The sequence below is a fragment of the Nocardia sp. X0981 genome (genome assembly GCF_977089955.1).
In genome coordinates, this window is sequence record NZ_OZ372435.1 from 5,303,518 (window position 1) to 5,322,697 (window position 19,180).

Consider the following 19,180-nt stretch of genomic DNA (forward strand, 5'->3'; position numbering starts at 1 on the left):
GCCCGGCGCTCTGCCGCGCGACTATCGATGCCGACGCTACGGACGGCCCTGCCACCAGCGCTTCTCGATTCCTGATCACTTGTCCCGCGGTCGGCCGCCCCCGAGTGTGATCGATTACGCTCGAACGAGTTGTGCCGTAAGGGATGTGAGGTTCTGGATGGACCGGTCCGCGGGGATCCAGCGCGCCGAAAAGGTCTGTCACAGTTACTACTGCGTGGGCATCATGTGCCGCAATGGATTCATCCCCACGAACGTCGTAGCCGATTCGTGGGGTGATTCGCTCCGAACCTGCTGGAACGGGCTACAGCCGCTGGTCGAGAAGTACCGTTCGGAGCGGAACCCACCGCAGCTGTGGGACGAATTCCCATGGCTCGCCGAACGAGCTGTCGAGCTCCACCGGACCGGTCCGGTGGAGCTCGACTCGCCCGCACTCAGGGAATGACGACCGGACCGGCTACCGGCGCCGGGTCGTCGGCCCAGCGGTGGCCGGTCTCGCGCGGGGTGGTGCCTTCTTCGGCCCACGCGGCCAGTAGCTGCGCGACCTTGCCGTGCATGATGGCGCGGAGCCGGTCGAACGAGTTCGCCGGGGTATCGTCGACCTCGCCGAGCAGCAGCCACCAGGCCCAGGCCACGGCCCCGGCATTCGCCACGAAATCGGGGATCACCGGGATACCGCGGGCGGCGAGCATGGCCTCCGCCTCCGCGGTGGTGGCGGCGTTCGCCGCCTCGACGACAATATGGGCGCGGACGTCGAAAGAATTGTCCGGAGTGATCGCATAGGAAATCGCCGCCGGCACCAGGATATCGACATCGGCGGAGAGGATCGCGTTACGCGGCAGTCGCTCGATACCCTCGGGCAACCGGGAGCGGTCGATCTCGCCGTAGCCGTCACGCAGTTCCAGCAGCGCCGGAACATCCAATCCCGCGGCACAGTGCAGAGTCCCGGCGGCGTCGGCCACGGTGGTGACCTTCATCCCGGCCTCGTGCAGGTAGTAGGCCGCCGACCCGCCCATGGTGCCGACGCCCTGGATCGCGACGGTCGTCTCGGCGGGCGCCCGGCCCCACCAGACCGCGGCGGCGAGGCAGGCGTGCGCGACCCCGTAGCCACCGATCACATCGCCCAGCAGGAAGCCGCCCTCGACCGCCGCGTTCAATCCGTTCCGCACCCGAGCCAGGGTGGCCGCCGGGTCGTCGGCACGGCTGATCGCGGCGTGGTAGCTCTGTCCCAGGCCGAGCTTTTCGAAGACCTCGTCGATCAGGTGCTGCGGGACGCCCAGATCCTCGGCGGTCACCCAGTGCGCGGCGAGCCACGGACGCATGGCCTCGCAGAACCGCTCCAGCACCTCGACGGCCCGCGGATCCTTGGGGTCGAAATCGATACCACCCTTGGCTCCGCCGACCGGCAGGTCGAAGGTGGCGGTTTTGTTCGCCATACCGCGGGCCAGGTCTTCGACCTCGCTTAGTGTGCAGCCCGCCCGCATCCGGGTGCCGCCGGTGGCCAGGCCGGCGCGCAAGGTGTGCACTACGAGGTAGCCGACGGCGCCGGTGCGGGAGTCCGTCCAGTGCAAGCGCATATACGGTTCGGGACGACGGACCGCCGGGGCGGCGGCCACCGCCGCGGAAACAGCCGGAAAGGTTTGAGCGGTCATCTGCGGGGTATCCGGGTTATGCATCGTCGTCACGGCGAACAACCTCCTTCTCGGGTTCGGTGCCGGTCACCACCACCCACAGGGAAACGCCGGGTCGCGTGATCTCCCGTGCGGACTCCGTCGTCTCGCCGATGGCTCGCATCCGGTGTCACCAGCGTGCGGTCCCACCTGCCGTCTCGTCTATTTACGGTTCGTTCACGGCAGTGTTCAGCGTTGCTGCACAACGCTTACGCTCGGTGTTATGGATCTGTCGCTGGCCCGCTTACGAATGTTGCGTGAGCTGCACCGGCGCGGCACCATCACGGCCGCGGCGGCTGCTCTGCACTACACCGCTTCGGCGGTTTCCCAGCAGCTCGCCCAGCTGGAACGCGATGTCGGCACCCGGCTGTTCGAGCGCCGGGGACGCCGCGTGCAGCTCACCGACCTCGGGGTGCTGCTCGCCGAACACGCCGAGGAGATCCTCGCCTCGGTCGAGCGCGCGACCCAGGCCCTCGAGGAGGCCGGCGAATCGGTGACGGCGAAACTCACTGCCGGTGTGTGGGCCTCGGTGGCGTCCGGGCTGCTTCCCGATGCGCTCACCGCCCTCGCCCGTACCCATCCGAACATCTCGGTCCGGACGCGGGAACTCGCCCCGGAGGCGACCGCCGCGGCGGTCCGCGACGGCGCGCTCGACCTCTCTTTCGTACTCGACTACTCGAACTATCAGATGACCTGGGATCGTGGCCTGGAACGTGCGGTCATCGCGGTCGAACGGATCTACGCCGCCGTCCCGGCCGGTGCGGTGCCGGCGGCCAGCGTGACGCTGACCGAATTGGCCGAGCACCCGTGGATCCTCGCGCCTGCCCGGTCGAATTTCGGGCATTCGGCCCGGCTGGCGTTCCAATCCGTCGGACTCGAGCCACGCATCGATCACGAGGTGGAAGAACAGGCGACGGCGATGGCGATGGTGGCGGCCGGATTGGGTGTGACCCTGGTGTCCGATCTGGGCTTGGCACTACGACCGCCGGGTACCGATATCGTGGCGCTCGGCGATGTTCTCACCCGCACGGTATCGCTGGCCTACCGCACGAATACGGCGCGGCGGGCGGCGCTGCTGCTGGTCGTGGACGCGATCCGGACGGCGGCGGCGGAGAAAGGACTGGGCGCCGATACCGCGCTGCCCGGCGGGGCCGTCACGGCGGCCGCGCCACCGGTATCGAAGCCGCGCAGAGCGACGGGCACGGGCCTGGGGCTCGGCTGATCACTCGGGTCCGCGCGTCGCGGTCCACGCCCCGGCCGGCCCCGGGCATTCCGGGTTCACGGCGTACCCCCTGTGCTCGACCACTGTATTGACAACACACTCCCCACACCTTCAGACTAGCTGAAGCAGCGGCCCGGCTCGGAACGCCGCGGGCCGCCCGCCGGGTCGCGCCGCTCGTCCAGAACGATCCCGCCGCCCGCCCTGATCACCGGACGCACGAAAGAGATTGCGGCAATGGGAATTCGGCACTACTTGCGTCACACCCCCGCGGTCACCGCCCCGGAGGCCCTCCGCCTGGTCGGCGACGGCGCGTTGATCGTCGATGTGCGCCGGCATTTCGAATGGAAGCGCAACCATATTCCCGGTTCGGTACACATCCCACTCGAAGAACTTCCGGACCGCTGCGCGGAATTGCCGGATGATCGCCTATTGATCACCTTCTGCACCGGCGGCCTCCGGTCGGCCGGTGCCGCGAACATGCTGATCGAGTTCGGTTTCGAGGCCGTGAACATGTCGAAAGGACTCATCGACTGGCGTGCTTCCGGAGGTCCGCTACAAGGGAGTCGGCACACCTCCTGACCCCGCCGCAATCCGATCGATGCCGGTCGCGGCACAGTCGAGGCCGAGGGCGTTCCTCTGCGGGCGACACGATGATCCGCACGGTGGGCACGCCCTCGTCGACGACCGGCATCCTCATAGCGGGCACGACCGGCACCGGGCCGCGGCACCCGCGCAGAGACCACCGGCGGGCTGCGAAGAATTCGCCGGGTTCAGAGATCCGCGCCGGGACGGACGATCATGAGCACTACGACGACCAGCCACAGCGTGTTGTAGAGCCCGGCGAGCATACCGAGGGTGCGCAGCCGCCGACCGGCATCCGGGGCGCCGAGGGCCTCGCGCTGCATCGGATGGATGAGCAGGGTGATCATCGCGGCGGCGCAGCCGGTGAGCACGATCGCCGCGGTGATCCAGACCTCACCCATCCGCCCCTGCACGGCGGCGAGGATCATGCCCACCACCGGGACGATCAAGCCGAGCAGCGCGTAAGTCCCGGTGATCCGGTGCAGCACGGCAGCGACGGCGGGATGACGCTCGCTCGCTCCATCGGCACTCTCGGCCACCGGCGCGTAACGGGGAAACAGACTGGTGGCGACAGCCGATCCGCCGATGAAAACGATGGCCGCCAAGACGTGAACCGACAGCAGTAACTGATGCATGGACAACTCCCTCTTACCTTCAGCTAGGCTGCAGGTTAGCACGGGCCTTCATATAAGCTGAAGGAAATATCGGAAGCTACCCGGGTACGACTCGGTCAGGAGGAGAGCTCACCGGCGAAGGCGGCGAGCATCGCGGCACCGATCTGCCGCTGAACAGGATCGGCCCGAGGCCCGAACAAGCGATCGTCCACCTCGGCGACCACCTGCCGCGCAGCCCGGAGCAGCCGGACCCCCTCGGGCGTCAGTTCGAGAGTCGAGGCCGCCCCCGCACGGGCGGTGCGGTCATGCACCAATCCCGCCGCTACCAGCGCCTTCACCGCTGTATGCATACTCTGCACACTGATCCCCGACATTCGCGCCAGCTCGCTGAACGACGCCCCCGGCACCCCGGAGATATGGCCGAGCACACCCAGCCGCCCGACGGTCAGATCCAATTCGGCGAGTGCTGTGTTGAGTTCGGTTTCCACTCGCCGCGCCAGCGTCAATACGAGGATCGAGGCGCTGGTGGCCGGCGGCGTCCGGTCGTTGTCGGTGGTCATCGCTCCAGTTTCGCGCACCGGCCGGCCGGTGCGCGGCCGAGCGGTGCGCGAACAACCCGGATCGCGGACGAGAGCCCGGAGAGAGCAGACCGGGTCGGGCAGACTGGATGGATGGAACGTTCCGCTGCATACCGTCCCACACCGGCCGAGCTGGCAGCCGCGGAGGGCAAGACCGTTCCCGACGTGGTGGCGCCGGATCTACGTGTGTTGTTCTGTGGAATCAATCCGGGATTGTGGTCGGGGGCGACAGGCCACCATTTCGCGCGGCCCGGAAACCGCTTCTGGCCCGCGCTGTTCCGATCCGGGTTCACTCCGCGGCTGCTCCGCCCCGACGAAGAGGGAGAACTACTCGAGCTCGGGCTGGGCATCACGAACGTCGTACCCCGTACGACGGCGAAGGCGGCCGAACTCACGACGCAGGAGTTGCACGACGGCGGCCGCGCCCTGGTCGAAAGGGTGCGACGCTACCACCCGCGGGTTCTCGCGGTGCTGGGCCTGGGCGCCTACCGCACCGCGTTCGGCCGGCCCCGGACCACCGTCGGACGCCAGCCCGATACATTCGGCGATACCGAGGTATGGGTACTCCCGAACCCGAGCGGCCTCAATGCCCACTACACGCTGAACGCGCTGGCCGCCGAATTCCGCGTTCTCCGAGAGGAAACGGAACGAGATACCCGCGTCCCCCCTCGCGCTGCCGAGTAGTACCCGGTTATCGCGGAAGCCGCCTTCCGAGGGGATCCGGCCGGTTCAGCCGACCCGCTCCGCCGGCGCGCGGCCGCTCGTGGAAAGTCGAGCCCGACGACGAGCGGCTCGACCCCAACGGTTCGGGTATCTCCCTCGGGCATGCGGTGGGCACCACCGGCGCCCGTATTCTCGCCACCCCCTTGCGCGAGCTGGACCACCGTGAAGGCCGCTACGGAGTGGAGACATATGTATCGGCGGTAGCCAGGGTCCGGCCGCCGTCTTCGGACGAATCCCCCAGGCGCTGTGTCCGGGCCGGGATCCGGTCCGGGGCAACCATATGGTGCCGCCCGGATGAACAGTTGCCCACGTTCCCACGAACCGTACTGGTTCCTCCGCCGCGACAGCGGAATCCGCGGGTACGGTTCTGCCTCGAAGTCGCGCCGCACCCTCCGCGGTTCCGGACCTTCACCGGGAAGCACCCGGAGCAGGGCGGGCGAGGGCCGGACGGCCGGATCTCGGAACGAGGGGAGATCCGGCCTGTCCGGGATCAGCCCACCGCGCTTCCGGCCTTCGCGGCTTCCCGCTCGAGGATACGTGCGCGCTGCTCTTCGAACCGTTCCACATCCCCGGCCAGTTTCTCGAGATACTCGCCCAGTTCTTCGCGGGCCCGCTCGCCGCGCGCGGTGAAATCGTCGCGGCCGAAGATGTTCCAGATCCGCAGGACCGGCCAGAGCACATCGTCGAGATGCTGACGCAGGTCGTAGATACCGTGTTTCACCATCAGAACTCCGTTGCGGCGCCAGTTGGGCATACCGCGGCCGGGCATCGCGAAATCCTTGACGATCTTGGTGACCGACTCCATGGCCTGGTCGGGCGCGATATCGAACGCGGCCCCGGCGATATTGCGGTAGAACAGCATATGGAGGTTCTCGTCGGTGGCGATCCGCTTGAGCATCCGGTCGGCGACGGGATCGCCGCACACCTTACCCGTGCAGCGATGACTGATCCGGGTGGCCAACTCCTGGAACGTGACATAGGCGACCTGATCGAGCACACCCTCGAAATAGTCCGGGGCGTGGACGCCACGTGTCATGTGCACCATGCGGTCCTGTTCGAGCGCCACCGGATCGACACCGCGTGTCACGACGAGATAGTCGCGCATGACGATGGCATGCCGGTTCTCCTCCGCGGTCCACCGCCCCACCCACGTACCCCATGCACCGTCCCGGGAGAAGTACTCGCTGATGGTCCGGTGATACGAAGGCAGATTGTCCTCGGTGAGCAGGTTGGTCACCATCGCGACCTTGGCGACCTCCGACAATCGCGATTGCTCCGGTTCCCAATCGCTGCCGCCCATCGCGGCGAAGTTACGGCCCTCGTCCCACGGAACATAATCGTGTGGATTCCACTCCGCGGCCGTGGCCAGATGCCGATCGAGATTCGTGGCCACCACCGGTTCCAGCTCCACCAGCAACTCCAACTGCGTCAGATCCCGGGCCATACAGTCCCTTCTCTCTCAGCTCGAATTTCGACGGTGAAACGACACTCCCTACTACGGCGGCGAACCCGTACCGCGAACCCCGCACAGCGCCGGGCCTTCTCGAATCGGCGAGGACGGTAACTCCTGCGCGGCCGAAATACCGCTGTCCGCGCAGGTCCCGGCAGTTACCGCGGTGCCGGTGCAGAGCGTACCCGGATGTCCGGAAACACAGGCCGGAGTCCGGCGGAATGTCGGCTCCGGCTGCCGGACCCGCCCCGCCCGGGCATCGTTGCGGGCTCGGGGCGGGCCGAGTCGATGCCGGCATCATCCGCAGCGAGGTCCGGGGACGCCGAATCCTCCGCTGCCCTCAGCGTGTTCCCCAGGGGCGCAGGCACCGCTGCGCGACCGAGCACAGTTCCTCGATGACCTGGGCGGCCGGACGGCTCTCGGTCAGCACTCCCACTCCTTGGCCCGCGTCGATCGGTGCTACGGCCGGATCATGGGTGTCCATCGCCGTGGCCAGAGCTTCCCGGGCCGCCCGCGCACCGGCCAGCTCGCCCGCACGGTCCGCCCACTGCCGGGTGAAATCGTTGCGCAACACCCGGGAAGGGAAACGCGCCGGCCACGGAAGATCCTGACCGATATCGAAGACGCGCGTGGTGAGGGTATCGGTGGCATCCGCGCGGATCAGGGCCGCACGCGTACGGTCGGGAGTGAGCGCCTCGGTGCACATCGACAACCGTGTGCCCATCCAGGCTCCGGCGGCGCCCGCCGCGAGCACGGCAGCCAGGGTCCGGCCGGAGGACACCCCACCGGCCGCCAGCACCGGCACGTCGACCGCGTCCAGCACGGCGTCCAGCAGGGGGAGGGTGCCCAGAACCGGCGCCCCGTGGCCGCCGCCCTCGGCGCCCCGCGCGACGATCACATCCACCCCGGCGTCTTCGGCGCGGCGTGCCTGCGTCGCGTCGTAGACCTGGGTCACCGCCGCGATACCGTGCCGGTGCAGTGTGTCGACCCAGGCGAAATCCTCGGTGAAACCGACCGAGATCAGCGTCGGCCGCGCCGCCAGGGCGGCGTCGAGCAGTCCTGGTTCCCGGGTCAGCACCCAGTGGACCAACCCGATGCCGAACGGCCCCGGCACCTCCCCCAGCAACTCCAGTTCGCTGGTCAGGCGTGCCACCGAACCCGCACTGCCCATCCCGATCATGCCGAGCCCACCGGCAGCGGTGACGGCCGCCGCGAGACGCCCGCCCGCGACACCGCCCATCGGAGCGTTGACTATCGGAGCGCGTAACCCCATATCCCGCGACCAGGAAGTCGACAACACTTCAGTTCACCTCGCTTGTCTGCGCACCGGTATCGCGCCACCGGATCCGGCTGCCGCCGCGACCGTACCCGGTGTGCCCACTCGGCAGCACAGCGCACACGATGGTGCGCGGCCTATGCCGCCGCGGCCGGGGCGACGATCCCGTCCCGCACCTCGAGCCGGTTACCGCGGAAGCGTTCGCGCAGGCGGCGATCATGGGTGACCACGACCAACGCGCCCCGGTACCCGGTCAGCGCGTCCTCCAGCTCTTCCATCAGCGCCGGAGACAGATGGTTGGTCGGCTCGTCGAGCAACAGCAGATCGACCGGATCACTCACCAGTCGGGCCAGTTCGATCCGCCGGCGCTGCCCATAGGACAGTCCACCTACACGCAGGCCCAGTTCATCGGGCCGGAACAGCCCCAACCGCAGCAAGGCGTCGGCGTGTTCCTCCGGATGCCAGGGCCGGCCGGAGGCGAACGCCTGCAGCACGGTCGTTCCGGCGGGCCACGGAACCGCCTCCTGGCGGAGATGTCCCACCCGGCCGCGAACCCGCACCGAACCGTTGTCGGCGTCCAGTTCTCCAGCCAGCAACCGCAGCAGCGTGGTTTTACCGGCGCCGTTGGGGCCGGTGACCAGCAGCCGCTCACCGGCGGCGATACGCATCGCACCGAGCTCCAGCCGTCCGGCCACCCGCACACCGTCCGTCTCGGCCACCGCCCCGTCGGCCGGTAGCGCCGTCCGGCCCGCCAGTTCCGGTGTGAAACTCAGTGGTTCCGGTGGTGCGGCCACCGGGGTGGCGGTGAGCCGCTCGACGCGTTCCTTGGCGTTGCGGATACGAGAGCGTGCCCCGTGGTCACGCCCCCGCGCCCGGAACGGCCCGGCGGCGAAGACGGCGAGCGGCAACTTGCGCGGAATCGCGTCCAAACGCACCACATTCGATTCGGCCAGTCGGCGGCTACGAGCCAGTTCCTCCTTCCACCGCTGGTGTTCGGCGGCCATCCGCCGTCGCTGCGCGGCCTTCGCCCGCAGATACCCGGTGTAGCCGTCCCCGAACCGGGTGATCCGTCCCCCCTCGACCTCCAGCACAATACTGGTGATCCGCTCCAGGAACACCCGATCGTGGGTGACCGCCACGATGGTGCCGCGATGACGGCGCAGCCGCTGTTCGAGCCAGGACACCGCCGCGTCGTCGAGGTCGTTGGTGGGTTCGTCGAGCAGCAGGAGTTCCGGCGCGGCGGCCAGCGTGGCCGCCAGCGCGAGCCGGGATCGTTGCCCACCGGACAGTGTCGCCAGCGCGCGGTCCCGCGCCAGGCCCGGCAGACCGAGCCCGGCCAGCGCGCGGTCGACGCGCCGATCGGCCTGGTAGCCGCCGCGCGTCTCGAACCGCGCCTGCAGTTCCGCGTAGCGGCGCAGCGCCGGCTCCACCGGGTCCGCGGCGCCCAGTTCTCTTTCCGTACTGCGCAATCGGGCCTCCAGATCCCGGATATCGGCCAGCGCCAGGTCGATCGCATCGGCGACGGTCGCGGTACCCGGTAGATCGAGTGTCTGTGCCAGATAACCGATTCCGCCGGGAGCCGAGACGCCCACCTCGCCGTTGTCCGGTAACTCCCGCCCGGCGAGCAGCTTCAGCAGCGTGGATTTGCCCGACCCGTTCTCCCCGACGACACCGACCGTTTCACCCGGTCGGATCGAGATCGATACTCGGTCGAAAACGGTGTGTTCGCCGTAACGTTTACTGGTTTCGGACAGAGTGATTCGAGCAGCGGTGCGCATGAATGTCCTCCTGTTCTCGGCACACGGCCGTGATCACGCGAACCCACACACCCGGCAGACCTGTGACCGCGCGATGGTGTCGTGGGGAGAGAGAACGCGGGGCCGGCTCGGCAACGGAGCGGCGCTCGACGCGTCGGGGAGTGATTACAGGAAGAACAACAAAGTACCCATGAGGTGTATCAAACTATCGGGGCGCCACCCTGTTGTCAATTTTTGCCGCCGCCGATACCCGCCCCGGCCCGGCCGCCGCCTCAGCGACCGATGCATTCCGGCCGGTCGAGCCGGTCCGGATGTATCGATGGGCGTCCACGTATCGCCCACCCGGGCATAGAAGGGGACGAAATCGTTGTAGTTCTGGGAATGGTCGTAGGAGAACCCGTATTCGGCGAGGATCGCGGCGGTGTGGGCACTCATCTCCCACCACGGCGCCACGTAGCCTCGCGGACGCCGAAGACCCCGCGCCGCATATCGTTGGGCGAATCCCCACCGCCGTAGGAACCGAGCCATCCGGCACAGGAATCGACATCGACGCCCACGGCCACCTGGATCTTCTTGCCGGTCATGCGCACTCCGTTCCTGGTCGGCGGCAGGGCCACCCGTGGTCACGAGGGCCCGGCACGCAACGCGATCTCGACCGCCGATACCACACCCCGATGCCACGGCTGCCCGTGTCCCGGCAGCACCGAACGCGCTCCCGTATCCGCCAGCGCGGCGAGCGAAGCCAACGCCCGAGAGCTGTCGGCGGTGGCCGCACCCGATACGATCTGTGGACCTTTCCCACCGGTGTAGGGATCCAGGGTGACCAGTGCGTCACCGGAGATCACGGCGTCCCGCTCGGAGAGGTGCAGGGCACAGTGCCCCCAGGTGTGGCCGGGAGTGAACACCACCCTGGGCCGGCCCGGCACGGCGAGCCGGGCGCCGGCCTCCATGGCCACGGTATCGCCCAGACCGCGTACGAAGAACGCTCCCGCCAAGGCCATCTTCCCCAGGACCGGCAGCGACCGCGGGTATTCGACCGGATACCTCAGTGGGTTGCGTTCGCGCTGGTACCGATACGGATGAGCGGCCAGGAAACGGTCACCCTCGTGGGCGTGAACCGGGACACCCCACTCTTCGTGGACCCGTCGGGCCGAGCCGATATGGTCGAAATGCGCGTGGGTGAGCAGCACAGCGCGCACCTCGGCCGGGGTGCGCCCGAGCTCGCGCAGTGCGGCGGTGATGCGGCGGAAGGTCGCGGGCAGCCCGGTGTCCACCACGGTGACGCCGTCGTCGTCCTCGACCAGGTACACATTGACCTCGGCATGCGCGAGCCGATGGACGCCGTCGGTGACGTTGCGTTCCAGCATGGCGCCGTGCTACCCGGCAGGTCAGAGGGCAAACCGCCGCCATCGGGAGCGAGGCAGGCTGCCGGTCGCCGTACGGGACGGCGACCGGCAGGAGATCACAGTGCGGACGGCTCCGGGGCCCGCCCGAGAGCTCAGGCGGGCCTGTGCTGTTCGTGGGTGAACGGCTTGCTGCCCGCCACCGCGGGACTGCCCTCCGGATTGGTGTTAGTACCCCGGTTCTCCCGCTCCGCGCTGCCGATCCAGTCGCGCACGGGATCCTCGACGTACTTCCATTCGACACCCTCGGGCCAGGGTCCCCGGCCTTCGTTCCACGGACCCCGCGCGCTACCGGCACCGTCGGACATGTTGAACGCGAGGTTCTGGAAACGGTCGTCGCCGGGCAGCGCGCCCGGCGGGAAGTTGACCGGCAGCTCGTTGAGAGCCGCGGTGAACTGCTGGAAGTGGGCCACTTCGCGCGTCATCAAGAACGACAGGGTGTCCTGGACGCCGGGATCGTCGGTGAACTGCTTCAGGTACTCGTAGACGATCTTGGCGCGCGATTCGGCGGCAAGATTGCTCCGCAGGTCCACCGAAGGTTCCCCGTTGGAGTTCACATACGCCCCGGACCAGGGCACACCGGCCGAGTTGCCCACATCGGGCCCGCCGCCGCGCAACGCGAGGAACAGCGGGTCGGTGGCCACCTGGTGAATGGCCTGTTCCCGGCCATCGGCGGAGGCGACCACCGGCATCCAGTCACAGTGTTCGTTGGCTTGTTTCAGGTCGTCGTTGAGCCCGTCCAGCAGCATGGTGATCATATTGCCGACGATCTCGAGATGACTGAATTCCTCGGTGGCGATATCCATGAACAGGTCGTACATCTTCGGATGTTTGCGGCGCAGCACGAAGGCCTGGCTGAAGTACTGCATCGCGGCCTTGAGCTCACCGTTGGCGCCACCGAACTGTTCCTGCAGCAGGGTCGCGAACCGAGGGTCCGGGCGTTCGACCCGCACCTCGAACTGGAGATCCTTGTTGTGGATGAACACTTCACTCCTCGTGGTCGGCACCGTATCGTCCGCGCGTGACCTGCCCGCGCCACGGCGGAAACAGCGGTGTAGGTAGGGAAGCATCGAAAGCGTGCGCGCTTGTACCGGCCCGGTGTTCGCGGGTGGCACACCTCGTACCGCGGGTCCACGGAGGTCATCGGGCGAGTCGTGGGCGGCAGACCGAACCCACCGTCCGGCTCGGTGGTCTCGGGTCCCGGAGCGTGATGCCTACGGTAGGGGAATTCTCACCGCCCGGCCGGGACATCGAGGGCGCGTGTTCCACTGCCCGGCGCTGTGCCCCGGGCCACGACAGTGGGTGGGCGTCGGTCGCGGTCGGCCCCCTGTCGGCCACCGGCCCGGGACCGAGCCGTGTGCGACGGCCCGGTACGCCGCCGACGATGATGTCCGCGACGGGCCGGCAGCCGGGAGCGGCGCGACGGCGTACCCGGTATCGAGGTGATTCGTCGTGCCGGAGACGGGTATGGCGGCGGAATGAACGTGCATCGAGTACTGCGCGCGGTCGAAGAAACCGCCGGCGTGGACCGGCCGGCCGCGGCGCTGACCGCTGTGATCGAACGTGCTCTGGGGCAGGGGCGTATCGCGGAATGGCTGCGCGGGTCGTGGCTCGGCCATCCGGTACATCCGTTGCTCGTCACGGTGCCGATCGGCGCGTGGTCCAGTGCCGCTGTGCTGCGCCTGGCCGGTCGATACGATTCCGCGCAACGCCTCGTTCTCCTCGGACTGGCGGCCACGGCGCCCACCCTCGTGACGGGTCTGGCCGAGGTCCCCGGCCTCGATACCCCGCAGCGGCGTGTGGCCCTCGTCCACGCGAGCAGCAACGCCGTGGGCAGCGCCTTGTTCCTCGGGGCCTACCTGCGTCGAGCACACCCACGGCACGCCACCGTTCTCGGCGCGTCCGGACTGGCGGCGGTGGGCATCGGTGGTGCCCTGGGCGGTCACCTCTCCTATGCTCTCGGCGCGGGCGTGTATCGCTGGCAGCGCCGGCCTGCCCCCGGCCGGCCGGAAATCGCCCCCGCCGAACCCGTCTCGGTGGTGGAGCCGCGCACGGATCCCTGATCACCGGTGTAGCCGAATGTCCGCGGCTTCGCCGGTCACGACCGGGGCCCGTCCCCGGCCGGCTGAGCGCGCAACGCCGCCAGCGCGAGCCGCGCGTAGCGGCGCCATACGGCGGGATCCCGGATATCGAGCTCGATCAATGCGCGGGCCGCCCCGGAAACCAGGACCTGGATATCCATGCCGGTGGCGTCCGCGCGCAGGCTTCCCTGAGCGCGGCCCAGCGTCAGGATCTGTTCCAATTGCTGTTCGAGGCGTTCGTCGCCGAACCCTTCGACGCCGCTGAGGACCTCGATCATCAGCCGGTCCTCGGCCAGCCGGGCGGTGACCCGTTCCAAGAGGTCCTCGAGGGCGTGATACGCATCGGTCCGCGCCGCCGCGACAGCGGCGGTGGCGAGTTGGTGGAACCAGTCGATATGCATCCGTGCCAGCGCCCGCACCAGGTCGGCTTTGGTGGGGTAACTGCGGTAGACCGTGGCTTTACCGACGCCGGCGCGGGCCGCGACCTGCGGAATGGTGGCGCCGATACCGTGCTCGGTGAACACTTCTATCGCCGCGGCCAGTACCCGCTCGTGGTTGTGCCGCGCGTCCGCCCGGCGCCCGGCCCACTCTTGCGGATCGCCGGGTGCCGTATCCGGATCCGGTGTCGCCCTGCCGCTCACGGTGCCGCCTCGCCACGGCCGGTGTGGGCCCACCCGGACCGAGACCCACGTCTCATTCCGGGGTCCACGTGAGTTGCTCCACATCTACCTCCCTGAAGTGGACCCTCGAGTCCGCTTACTCCTACCCTGAAGCATATCCGGACCATAGGGTCCACATAGCCGCCTGGAGGAGAGCGCATGGCGTGGCAGTTGTTCCGGCTCGGCCGGTGGTCGTTCGTCCACCGCAGGGTGGTGGCAGCGGTCTGGGTGGCGCTGCTGGCCGTGCTCGCGGTCGGCGCGGCGACACTGGCGGGGAAGACGAGCGAGAAGTTCGAACTCCCCGGTATCGAGTCCACGCAGGCATTCGAGCTCATCGAGGAACGCAGCCCACAGGCCGCCCCCGACGGTGCCACCGCGCGGGTGGTGTTCGAGGCACCCGAAGGCCGGTCGCTGACCGAACCCTCCTACAGCTCCGCGGTCGCCGCGGCGCTGCGTGGCCTGACGACCGAGAACGTGCAGTCGGTGACGGACCCGTTCACCGGGGGCGCGCTCTCCGCGGACGGCCGGGTCGGCTACGCCTCGGTGAGCTACAGCAAAACCGCCAACGAACTCCCCGATACCGACCGGACAGCACTCGAGAACGCCGCCCGCGCCGCGGAGGAATCCGGGCTCGGTGTCGCCATCGGCGGTGACGCGCTCAGCCAGATCGAGATGCCGCTCGCCGAGGTGATCGGTGTCGCGGTCGCCCTGGTGGTCCTGGCGATCACCTTCGGATCCTTGGTGGCCGCGGGTATGCCGCTGCTGACCGCACTCGTCGGCGTGGGGATCGGGATGCTCGCCATCACCACCCTCACCGGGTTCGTCGAGCTCAGCTCGGTGACCCCCGCGCTCGGCACCATGCTCGGCCTGGCGGTCGGTATCGACTACGCGCTGTTCATCATGTCGCGGTACCAGAGCGAGGTCCGCGCCGGACGCTCACTGGAGGAGGCCGCCGGCCGCGCTGTCGGCACCGCGGGGTCCGCCGTGGTCTTCGCCGGGTTGACCGTCATCATCGCCCTGGTCGGCCTGGCGGTGTGCAATATCGGATTCCTGACCCAGATGGGCCTCGGTGGCGCCTTCACCGTCGCGATCGCGGTGCTCATCTCGCTCACCCTGCTCCCGGCGATCCTCGGTTTCGCCGGCGACAAGGTCATGAAGGGGCGCCCCCGCTACATGAGCAAGGAGACGGGCGGAGCGGAATCCCGCACCCACGGCCGGCGCTGGGTGGAGGGCATCTCCCGGTACACCTGGCCCGCCCTGGCCGCCGGTATCGCCGTCGCGGCCGTGGCCGCCGTCCCGGTCGCCTCCATGCAGCTCGCCCTGCCCGACGACTCCAGCAAACCCGCCGGCAGCGACGCCCGCATCGCCTACGACCTGATCGCCGAGAACTTCGGTGCCGGTGCGAACGGCCCGCTCGTCGTGGTCGTCGACACCGCGAACGCTCCCGACCCGGCGGCGGCGGTGCGGACGGTCACCGAAGACCTGCAGACCCTCGCCGGCACGGCGGGCTCGGATATCGCCGCCGTCGTCCCGGCGGTCACCAGCCCTGCCCCGGAAGCCCAGCAGGCCTTCGCTCAGCAACTGGCGACAGTCCGGTTCGCGACCGTCACCGTCATTCCCGGCTCCGGTCCGTCGGAGCAGGCCACCAAGGACCTCGTCGCCGAGATCCGCGCCGCCGTCGCCGACCTGCCCACCGAGACCGGCGCCCGCGCCCTGGTGACCGGCCAGACCGCGGTGGGTGTCGATATCGCCAACGAACTCGCCGACGTGTTCCCGATCTACCTCGCCGTGGTGGTGGGTCTGGCGATCTTCCTGCTGATCGCGGTGTTCCGCTCGGTCTGGGTACCGCTCAAAGCGGCGCTGGGCTTCCTGCTCTCGGTGGGTGTCTCCCTCGGCGCCACCGTCGCGGTCTTCCAGTGGGGCTGGCTGAACCGGCTGATCGGCCTGGACACGACCAGCCCGGTGCTGTTCATCCTGCCGATCCTGCTGACCGGCATCCTGTTCGGTCTCGCCATGGATTACGAAGTGTTCCTCGTCAGCCGGATGCGTGAAGCCTATGCCCACGGCGTTCCGGCGCGCCTGGCCGTGATCGACGGCTTCGCTCACAGCGCCCGCGTCGTGGTCGCCGCCGCGATCATCATGATCGGCGTTTTCGCCGGATTCGCCCTGACCGACGACGTAATCCTGAAAACCATCGGCTTCGCCCTGGCGGTCGGTGTACTGGCCGACGCCTTCCTGGTGCGTATGCTCATCGTCCCCGCGGTCATGCTGATCGTGGGAGAGCGGATCTGGTGGATGCCGAAGTTGCTGGCTCCGCTGGTACCCGCCTTCGATATCGAAGGCGAAAAACTCACCGAACGCCTCGACACCGCTGCCGGCGGCGCCATCGAGGAGCCGGTTCCAGCGGCCCGCTGAACTCGGCGGCCCGGCTGCCGTCCGCGGTACCGGACGGTGGCCGGGCCGGGTCAGGCCGAACTCTCCTCGGGTTTCGCCCGCGCCATCTTCAGCAATGCCTCGTGCAGATTTTTCGCCGACTCCCCCGCCCGCTTTCCCCGCAATTCGAATTCGGTGAAACCTTCGATCAACGCGCGCCCCGGATCGAGCAGACCGCTGCCGAGATCCATCCCACCGCGCAGGGAATCGGCCATGAGGATGCGCCACGCTTCCTGGCGGGCTCGATAGTCGCCCGCCTCGTCGAGCGCGGCGGCGAATGCGCGGACCACCGCCGCATGCACCGGCGGTCCGAGGGTGCCGGATCGGCGGAAACGTCTTCTGGTTCGCCCGTCCTCGGTCGCGCCGGGACTTGCCAGCTCGGCTCGTTCCACCGCTATCCATACGCGCGGACGACCGGCTTGCCCCGCCTCCCCCAGTTTCTTACGCTCCCGGCGGATCGTATCCTCCCGTTGTTCGACCACTTCGATGCCGTACAGCGGGACGGCGTACTTCGCCAGCAGATCATCCAGGACAGCGGAGATCTCGCGCACGGTGGCGGCATCGATATCCGCCATATCGAAACCACGAATCCTCAGACCGTGCCTGCGGGCCATATCCTTCGCGAGCCGGACCGCCTCGGCGTCCTCGTTCCCGCCCGTCGCCCGCAATACGGCCAGTGCCTCGGGGGCCGGGGCCCGCTCTGCGCCGGCCGGCCGCACCTCCGGCGACCGTGAATCGGGTACCGGCCGCGGTGGAGACACCGGCACCACCGCCGGTGACAGTTCCTCCTGGGCCGGTTCGGTCGGCCCACCCCCTGTCACCGGCTCGGCCGACCCTCTCTCCGGAGCCGGGAACAACGGTGGTTCGAGCCGCGCTTCGTCCGGCCGCGACCCGGGCGGTGGTTCGTTCGAGGGCGGTGGAGACACCGCACCCCGCATTGCCGTGCGCATCCGGTCGGACGGCATATCGATCACCCTGTTGCGCGCTCCCGCCGACAGAGATCCGGATGCCGCGGCCCGGTCCGGCACAGCGGGCCCGGGCGGCCGATCTCCTCGCGCGGCGATCGGTGGCGCGGACCCGGTGTGGTCGGCCACGCGCCGGGTTTCGCGGGGCGGGCCGCCCGCCTCGACGGCATCCACCGACGGCGGCCGGTGAGCGGGCCCGCTCGGAGGTGGTACTTCCGGCTGTCGCGTACCGCCGACCACGGGCGGCTCCGCCGACACGACCGGCCCCGTCACGCGCTGGGTCTCGCTCGGCTCGTCGACAGCCGCGGCCCGCGGCGCACCGGCCGGACGCCGAACCAGCGATATCCGCACGGGTACACCTGTTTCCGGTACCGGAGCCGGCTCGGAAACCGGTACGGGAGTTACCGATCCGGGTACCGGCTCTCCGGCCGGCGCAGCCCCCGGCGGAGGCGGGGGAGACGCGGCGGGGAGGGCGGCGCCGGAGCCGGCGGGCGGCCCCGAGGCCCGTGTCTTCGCCCGTTTGCGCGACCACGGGGTGGACGCCGGCTTGTGTGCGGCGACAGCCGGTCGGTCACGGCCGCTTCGATGCTCGACCGATATCTCGTGGCCGGAAGCGACCGTCCGCTCCGGAACGGGCACGGCGGCGATGCTGCGCTGCGAATCTTCCTCGGCGGAAGCTATGGCAGCTTTCAGTTCCGCGGTGACCCGGGAAGCCTCGGCGATCAACCTTTCCATGGTCGATACCAAGACGCGCAGTTCGCCCACGTCTATCTTCGGGGTCCGGGTCACCGATATCTCCGCTGGTCGACGCGGCGATCAGACCCGACCGGATATCAGCTCGGCCGACACCGACGGCCTGACTCGCACTGACATGAATACAGTTTGTTACGTCTCGGTGCGCCGCGCGAGCCGGTATCACTCTCCCGGATGGGAAGAGCCGGTTCGATCCCGAAATCGCGAGAACGGCAACGCCGCAGCCGGTATCGCCGTCGACGGACACCTCTCCAAGGCTACCGGAGCCCGACGTTCCGAGAGCAGCCTCGCCACCATGCGGTCGCAGGGCCGTCGTTCGCGGAATCGGCTGGGCGACAATACGGTGAACCGGCCCGGCCGCCCGAGCGAGAAGTCCGATTTCATCCGGGCGGCAGGCAGCAGCGCCCGATCTCGATATCGTGCACCAGATCGCGGTAGGCGATCTTCAACTCCGCCAGACGGGTCCATTCGGCGTGCATACGTTCGCTCGCCGGATCATCGTGCATCAGCAGATGGAACGCGCGAGCGGCACCGGCGGCCATCACATCGATGAGTTCCCCGAGACTCTGTTCGTGCACCCGGGCACCGGCGGCCGGCGGAGGCAGATGCCGCCGGCCCCAGTCATCGATCTCCGCGATCAATTCCCGTCGGCGCGCCGCGGAGAGAACCGAGCCGGGCCGGTACGATTCCGCCAGTTCGGAGGCCAGCCCGCAGAGGTATCCGGGAGAATGACGGCCGCCGAGCGCGCACAACAGTTCGGTCGCGCTGGGCAGGTGCGCTTCTCCGGCGGCCGGGGGCCGGCCGGACACCGCGATGCCGGGACCTACCGTGCGCTCACACACCGATGGGCTCCGCGAGCCCGGTGCGCGGTACAGACGAACGAGCATCGCTGAGGCACAACTTTCGTCGAGATTCCTGCGAAACGAACGAATTCCGGAAAACGCTTCCCGGTGATCGCGATCACCGGCGCCACCAAGGAATTCATAGTAGGGTGCGACCGCCGCCTCGCCCATGGGC

At 68.9% G+C, this 19,180-nt stretch carries 19 protein-coding genes and 1 pseudogene; 7 read left to right on the top strand and 13 right to left on the bottom strand.

What is annotated here, in order from left to right; translation table 11 throughout:
- The first annotated feature begins 157 nt into the window (after positions 1-157).
- Positions 158-442, top strand: coding sequence for a DUF4760 domain-containing protein (locus tag ACYR7D_RS23395; protein ID WP_459546674.1), 285 nt, complete (start codon positions 158-160; stop codon positions 440-442).
- On the opposite strand, the gene ACYR7D_RS23400 is transcribed toward ACYR7D_RS23395, so the two are convergent.
- Positions 432-1,673, bottom strand: coding sequence for a Glu/Leu/Phe/Val dehydrogenase dimerization domain-containing protein (locus tag ACYR7D_RS23400; RefSeq protein ID WP_459550260.1), 1,242 nt, complete (start codon positions 1,671-1,673; stop codon positions 432-434). The genes ACYR7D_RS23395 and ACYR7D_RS23400 overlap by 11 nt on opposite strands.
- Before the next feature lie 217 nt (positions 1,674-1,890).
- On the opposite strand from ACYR7D_RS23400, the gene ACYR7D_RS23405 reads away from it, so the two are divergent.
- Together ACYR7D_RS23405 and ACYR7D_RS23410 are read left to right on the top strand one after the other, a co-directional pair.
- Positions 1,891-2,889 (top strand): LysR family transcriptional regulator, encoded by a 999-nt coding sequence (locus ACYR7D_RS23405; RefSeq protein ID WP_459546675.1) that lies wholly within the window; start codon positions 1,891-1,893, stop codon positions 2,887-2,889.
- A gap of 234 nt (positions 2,890-3,123) precedes the next feature.
- Positions 3,124-3,468 (top strand): rhodanese-like domain-containing protein, encoded by a 345-nt coding sequence (locus tag ACYR7D_RS23410; protein ID WP_459546676.1) that lies wholly within the window; start codon positions 3,124-3,126, stop codon positions 3,466-3,468.
- A gap of 191 nt (positions 3,469-3,659) precedes the next feature.
- On the opposite strand, the gene ACYR7D_RS23415 is transcribed toward ACYR7D_RS23410, so the two are convergent.
- Together ACYR7D_RS23415 and ACYR7D_RS23420 are read right to left on the bottom strand one after the other, a co-directional pair.
- On the bottom strand, positions 3,660-4,106 hold the full coding sequence (locus ACYR7D_RS23415; RefSeq protein ID WP_459546677.1) for a hypothetical protein: 447 nt from the start codon (positions 4,104-4,106) through the stop codon (positions 3,660-3,662).
- Between the two features lie 95 nt (positions 4,107-4,201).
- The gene (locus ACYR7D_RS23420; RefSeq protein ID WP_459546678.1) at positions 4,202-4,645 is read right to left on the bottom strand and encodes a MarR family winged helix-turn-helix transcriptional regulator; all 444 of its coding nucleotides are present in this window, start codon (positions 4,643-4,645) and stop codon (positions 4,202-4,204) included.
- Between the two features lie 111 nt (positions 4,646-4,756).
- Between ACYR7D_RS23420 and mug the strand changes: the two genes are divergently transcribed.
- Positions 4,757-5,347: a G/U mismatch-specific DNA glycosylase gene (gene mug, locus ACYR7D_RS23425; RefSeq protein ID WP_459546679.1), complete on the top strand. Its 591-nt coding sequence runs from the start codon at positions 4,757-4,759 to the stop codon at positions 5,345-5,347.
- Positions 5,348-5,421: 74 nt separating this feature from the next.
- Positions 5,422-5,621: pseudogene (locus ACYR7D_RS23430) on the top strand (acetyl-CoA C-acyltransferase); the annotation flags it as partial.
- A 255-nt stretch (positions 5,622-5,876) separates the two neighbouring features.
- Here the strand turns inward: ACYR7D_RS23430 and ACYR7D_RS23435 are convergent.
- The 7 genes from ACYR7D_RS23435 to ACYR7D_RS23465 form a co-directional block, all read right to left on the bottom strand.
- Positions 5,877-6,830, bottom strand: coding sequence for an acyl-ACP desaturase (locus ACYR7D_RS23435; protein WP_459546680.1), 954 nt, complete (start codon positions 6,828-6,830; stop codon positions 5,877-5,879).
- A 346-nt stretch (positions 6,831-7,176) separates the two neighbouring features.
- Positions 7,177-8,136 carry an NAD(P)H-dependent flavin oxidoreductase gene (locus ACYR7D_RS23440; protein ID WP_459546681.1) on the bottom strand — a complete coding sequence of 320 codons (960 nt, stop codon included), beginning with the start codon at positions 8,134-8,136 and terminating at the stop codon, positions 7,177-7,179.
- A 113-nt stretch (positions 8,137-8,249) separates the two neighbouring features.
- Positions 8,250-9,890 carry a TlrC/CarA/OleB/SrmB family ABC-F type ribosomal protection protein gene (locus ACYR7D_RS23445; RefSeq protein WP_459546682.1) on the bottom strand — a complete coding sequence of 547 codons (1,641 nt, stop codon included), beginning with the start codon at positions 9,888-9,890 and terminating at the stop codon, positions 8,250-8,252.
- Positions 9,891-10,034: 144 nt separating this feature from the next.
- Positions 10,035-10,304: a hypothetical protein gene (locus ACYR7D_RS23450; RefSeq protein WP_459546683.1), complete on the bottom strand. Its 270-nt coding sequence runs from the start codon at positions 10,302-10,304 to the stop codon at positions 10,035-10,037.
- On the bottom strand, positions 10,301-10,453 hold the full coding sequence (locus tag ACYR7D_RS23455) for a hypothetical protein (RefSeq protein WP_459546684.1): 153 nt from the start codon (positions 10,451-10,453) through the stop codon (positions 10,301-10,303). Before ACYR7D_RS23455 ends, ACYR7D_RS23450 begins: the two co-directional genes overlap by 4 nt.
- A 39-nt stretch (positions 10,454-10,492) precedes the next feature.
- Positions 10,493-11,236 carry an MBL fold metallo-hydrolase gene (locus ACYR7D_RS23460; protein ID WP_459546685.1) on the bottom strand — a complete coding sequence of 248 codons (744 nt, stop codon included), beginning with the start codon at positions 11,234-11,236 and terminating at the stop codon, positions 10,493-10,495.
- Positions 11,237-11,367: 131 nt separating this feature from the next.
- A complete protein-coding gene (locus ACYR7D_RS23465; protein ID WP_459550261.1) occupies positions 11,368-12,258 on the bottom strand; it encodes a manganese catalase family protein in 891 nt (296 codons plus the stop codon).
- A 492-nt stretch (positions 12,259-12,750) separates the two neighbouring features.
- Between ACYR7D_RS23465 and ACYR7D_RS23470 the strand changes: the two genes are divergently transcribed.
- Positions 12,751-13,335, top strand: coding sequence for a DUF2231 domain-containing protein (locus ACYR7D_RS23470; protein WP_459546686.1), 585 nt, complete (start codon positions 12,751-12,753; stop codon positions 13,333-13,335).
- Positions 13,336-13,370: 35 nt separating this feature from the next.
- Here the strand turns inward: ACYR7D_RS23470 and ACYR7D_RS23475 are convergent, their stop codons facing one another.
- Complete coding sequence (locus tag ACYR7D_RS23475; protein ID WP_459546687.1) at positions 13,371-13,994, bottom strand: TetR/AcrR family transcriptional regulator; 624 nt, start codon at positions 13,992-13,994, stop codon at positions 13,371-13,373.
- A 177-nt stretch (positions 13,995-14,171) separates the two neighbouring features.
- On the opposite strand from ACYR7D_RS23475, the gene ACYR7D_RS23480 reads away from it, so the two are divergent.
- Positions 14,172-16,427 carry an MMPL family transporter gene (locus tag ACYR7D_RS23480; RefSeq protein ID WP_459546688.1) on the top strand — a complete coding sequence of 752 codons (2,256 nt, stop codon included), beginning with the start codon at positions 14,172-14,174 and terminating at the stop codon, positions 16,425-16,427.
- A 50-nt stretch (positions 16,428-16,477) separates the two neighbouring features.
- Here the strand turns inward: ACYR7D_RS23480 and ACYR7D_RS23485 are convergent, their stop codons facing one another.
- Together ACYR7D_RS23485 and ACYR7D_RS23490 are read right to left on the bottom strand one after the other, a co-directional pair.
- On the bottom strand, positions 16,478-17,206 hold the full coding sequence (locus ACYR7D_RS23485) for a hypothetical protein (RefSeq protein WP_459546689.1): 729 nt from the start codon (positions 17,204-17,206) through the stop codon (positions 16,478-16,480).
- A gap of 1,337 nt (positions 17,207-18,543) precedes the next feature.
- Positions 18,544-19,005 carry a DUF4254 domain-containing protein gene (locus ACYR7D_RS23490; RefSeq protein ID WP_459546690.1) on the bottom strand — a complete coding sequence of 154 codons (462 nt, stop codon included), beginning with the start codon at positions 19,003-19,005 and terminating at the stop codon, positions 18,544-18,546.
- Positions 19,006-19,180: the final 175 nt, after the last annotated feature.

Coding starts and splice junctions, on each gene's coding strand:
- ACYR7D_RS23395 (WP_459546674.1), top strand. CDS start 158: ATGGACCGGTCCGCGGGGATCCAGCGCGCCGAAAAGGTCTGTCACAGT.
- ACYR7D_RS23400 (WP_459550260.1), bottom strand. CDS start 1,673: ATGCATAACCCGGATACCCCGCAGATGACCGCTCAAACCTTTCCGGCT.
- ACYR7D_RS23405 (WP_459546675.1), top strand. CDS start 1,891: ATGGATCTGTCGCTGGCCCGCTTACGAATGTTGCGTGAGCTGCACCGG.
- ACYR7D_RS23410 (WP_459546676.1), top strand. CDS start 3,124: ATGGGAATTCGGCACTACTTGCGTCACACCCCCGCGGTCACCGCCCCG.
- ACYR7D_RS23415 (WP_459546677.1), bottom strand. CDS start 4,106: ATGCATCAGTTACTGCTGTCGGTTCACGTCTTGGCGGCCATCGTTTTC.
- ACYR7D_RS23420 (WP_459546678.1), bottom strand. CDS start 4,645: ATGACCACCGACAACGACCGGACGCCGCCGGCCACCAGCGCCTCGATC.
- mug (WP_459546679.1), top strand. CDS start 4,757: ATGGAACGTTCCGCTGCATACCGTCCCACACCGGCCGAGCTGGCAGCC.
- ACYR7D_RS23435 (WP_459546680.1), bottom strand. CDS start 6,830: ATGGCCCGGGATCTGACGCAGTTGGAGTTGCTGGTGGAGCTGGAACCG.
- ACYR7D_RS23445 (WP_459546682.1), bottom strand. CDS start 9,890: ATGCGCACCGCTGCTCGAATCACTCTGTCCGAAACCAGTAAACGTTAC.
- ACYR7D_RS23450 (WP_459546683.1), bottom strand. CDS start 10,304: ATGAGTGCCCACACCGCCGCGATCCTCGCCGAATACGGGTTCTCCTAC.
- ACYR7D_RS23455 (WP_459546684.1), bottom strand. CDS start 10,453: ATGACCGGCAAGAAGATCCAGGTGGCCGTGGGCGTCGATGTCGATTCC.
- ACYR7D_RS23460 (WP_459546685.1), bottom strand. CDS start 11,236: ATGCTGGAACGCAACGTCACCGACGGCGTCCATCGGCTCGCGCATGCC.
- ACYR7D_RS23470 (WP_459546686.1), top strand. CDS start 12,751: ATGAACGTGCATCGAGTACTGCGCGCGGTCGAAGAAACCGCCGGCGTG.
- ACYR7D_RS23480 (WP_459546688.1), top strand. CDS start 14,172: ATGGCGTGGCAGTTGTTCCGGCTCGGCCGGTGGTCGTTCGTCCACCGC.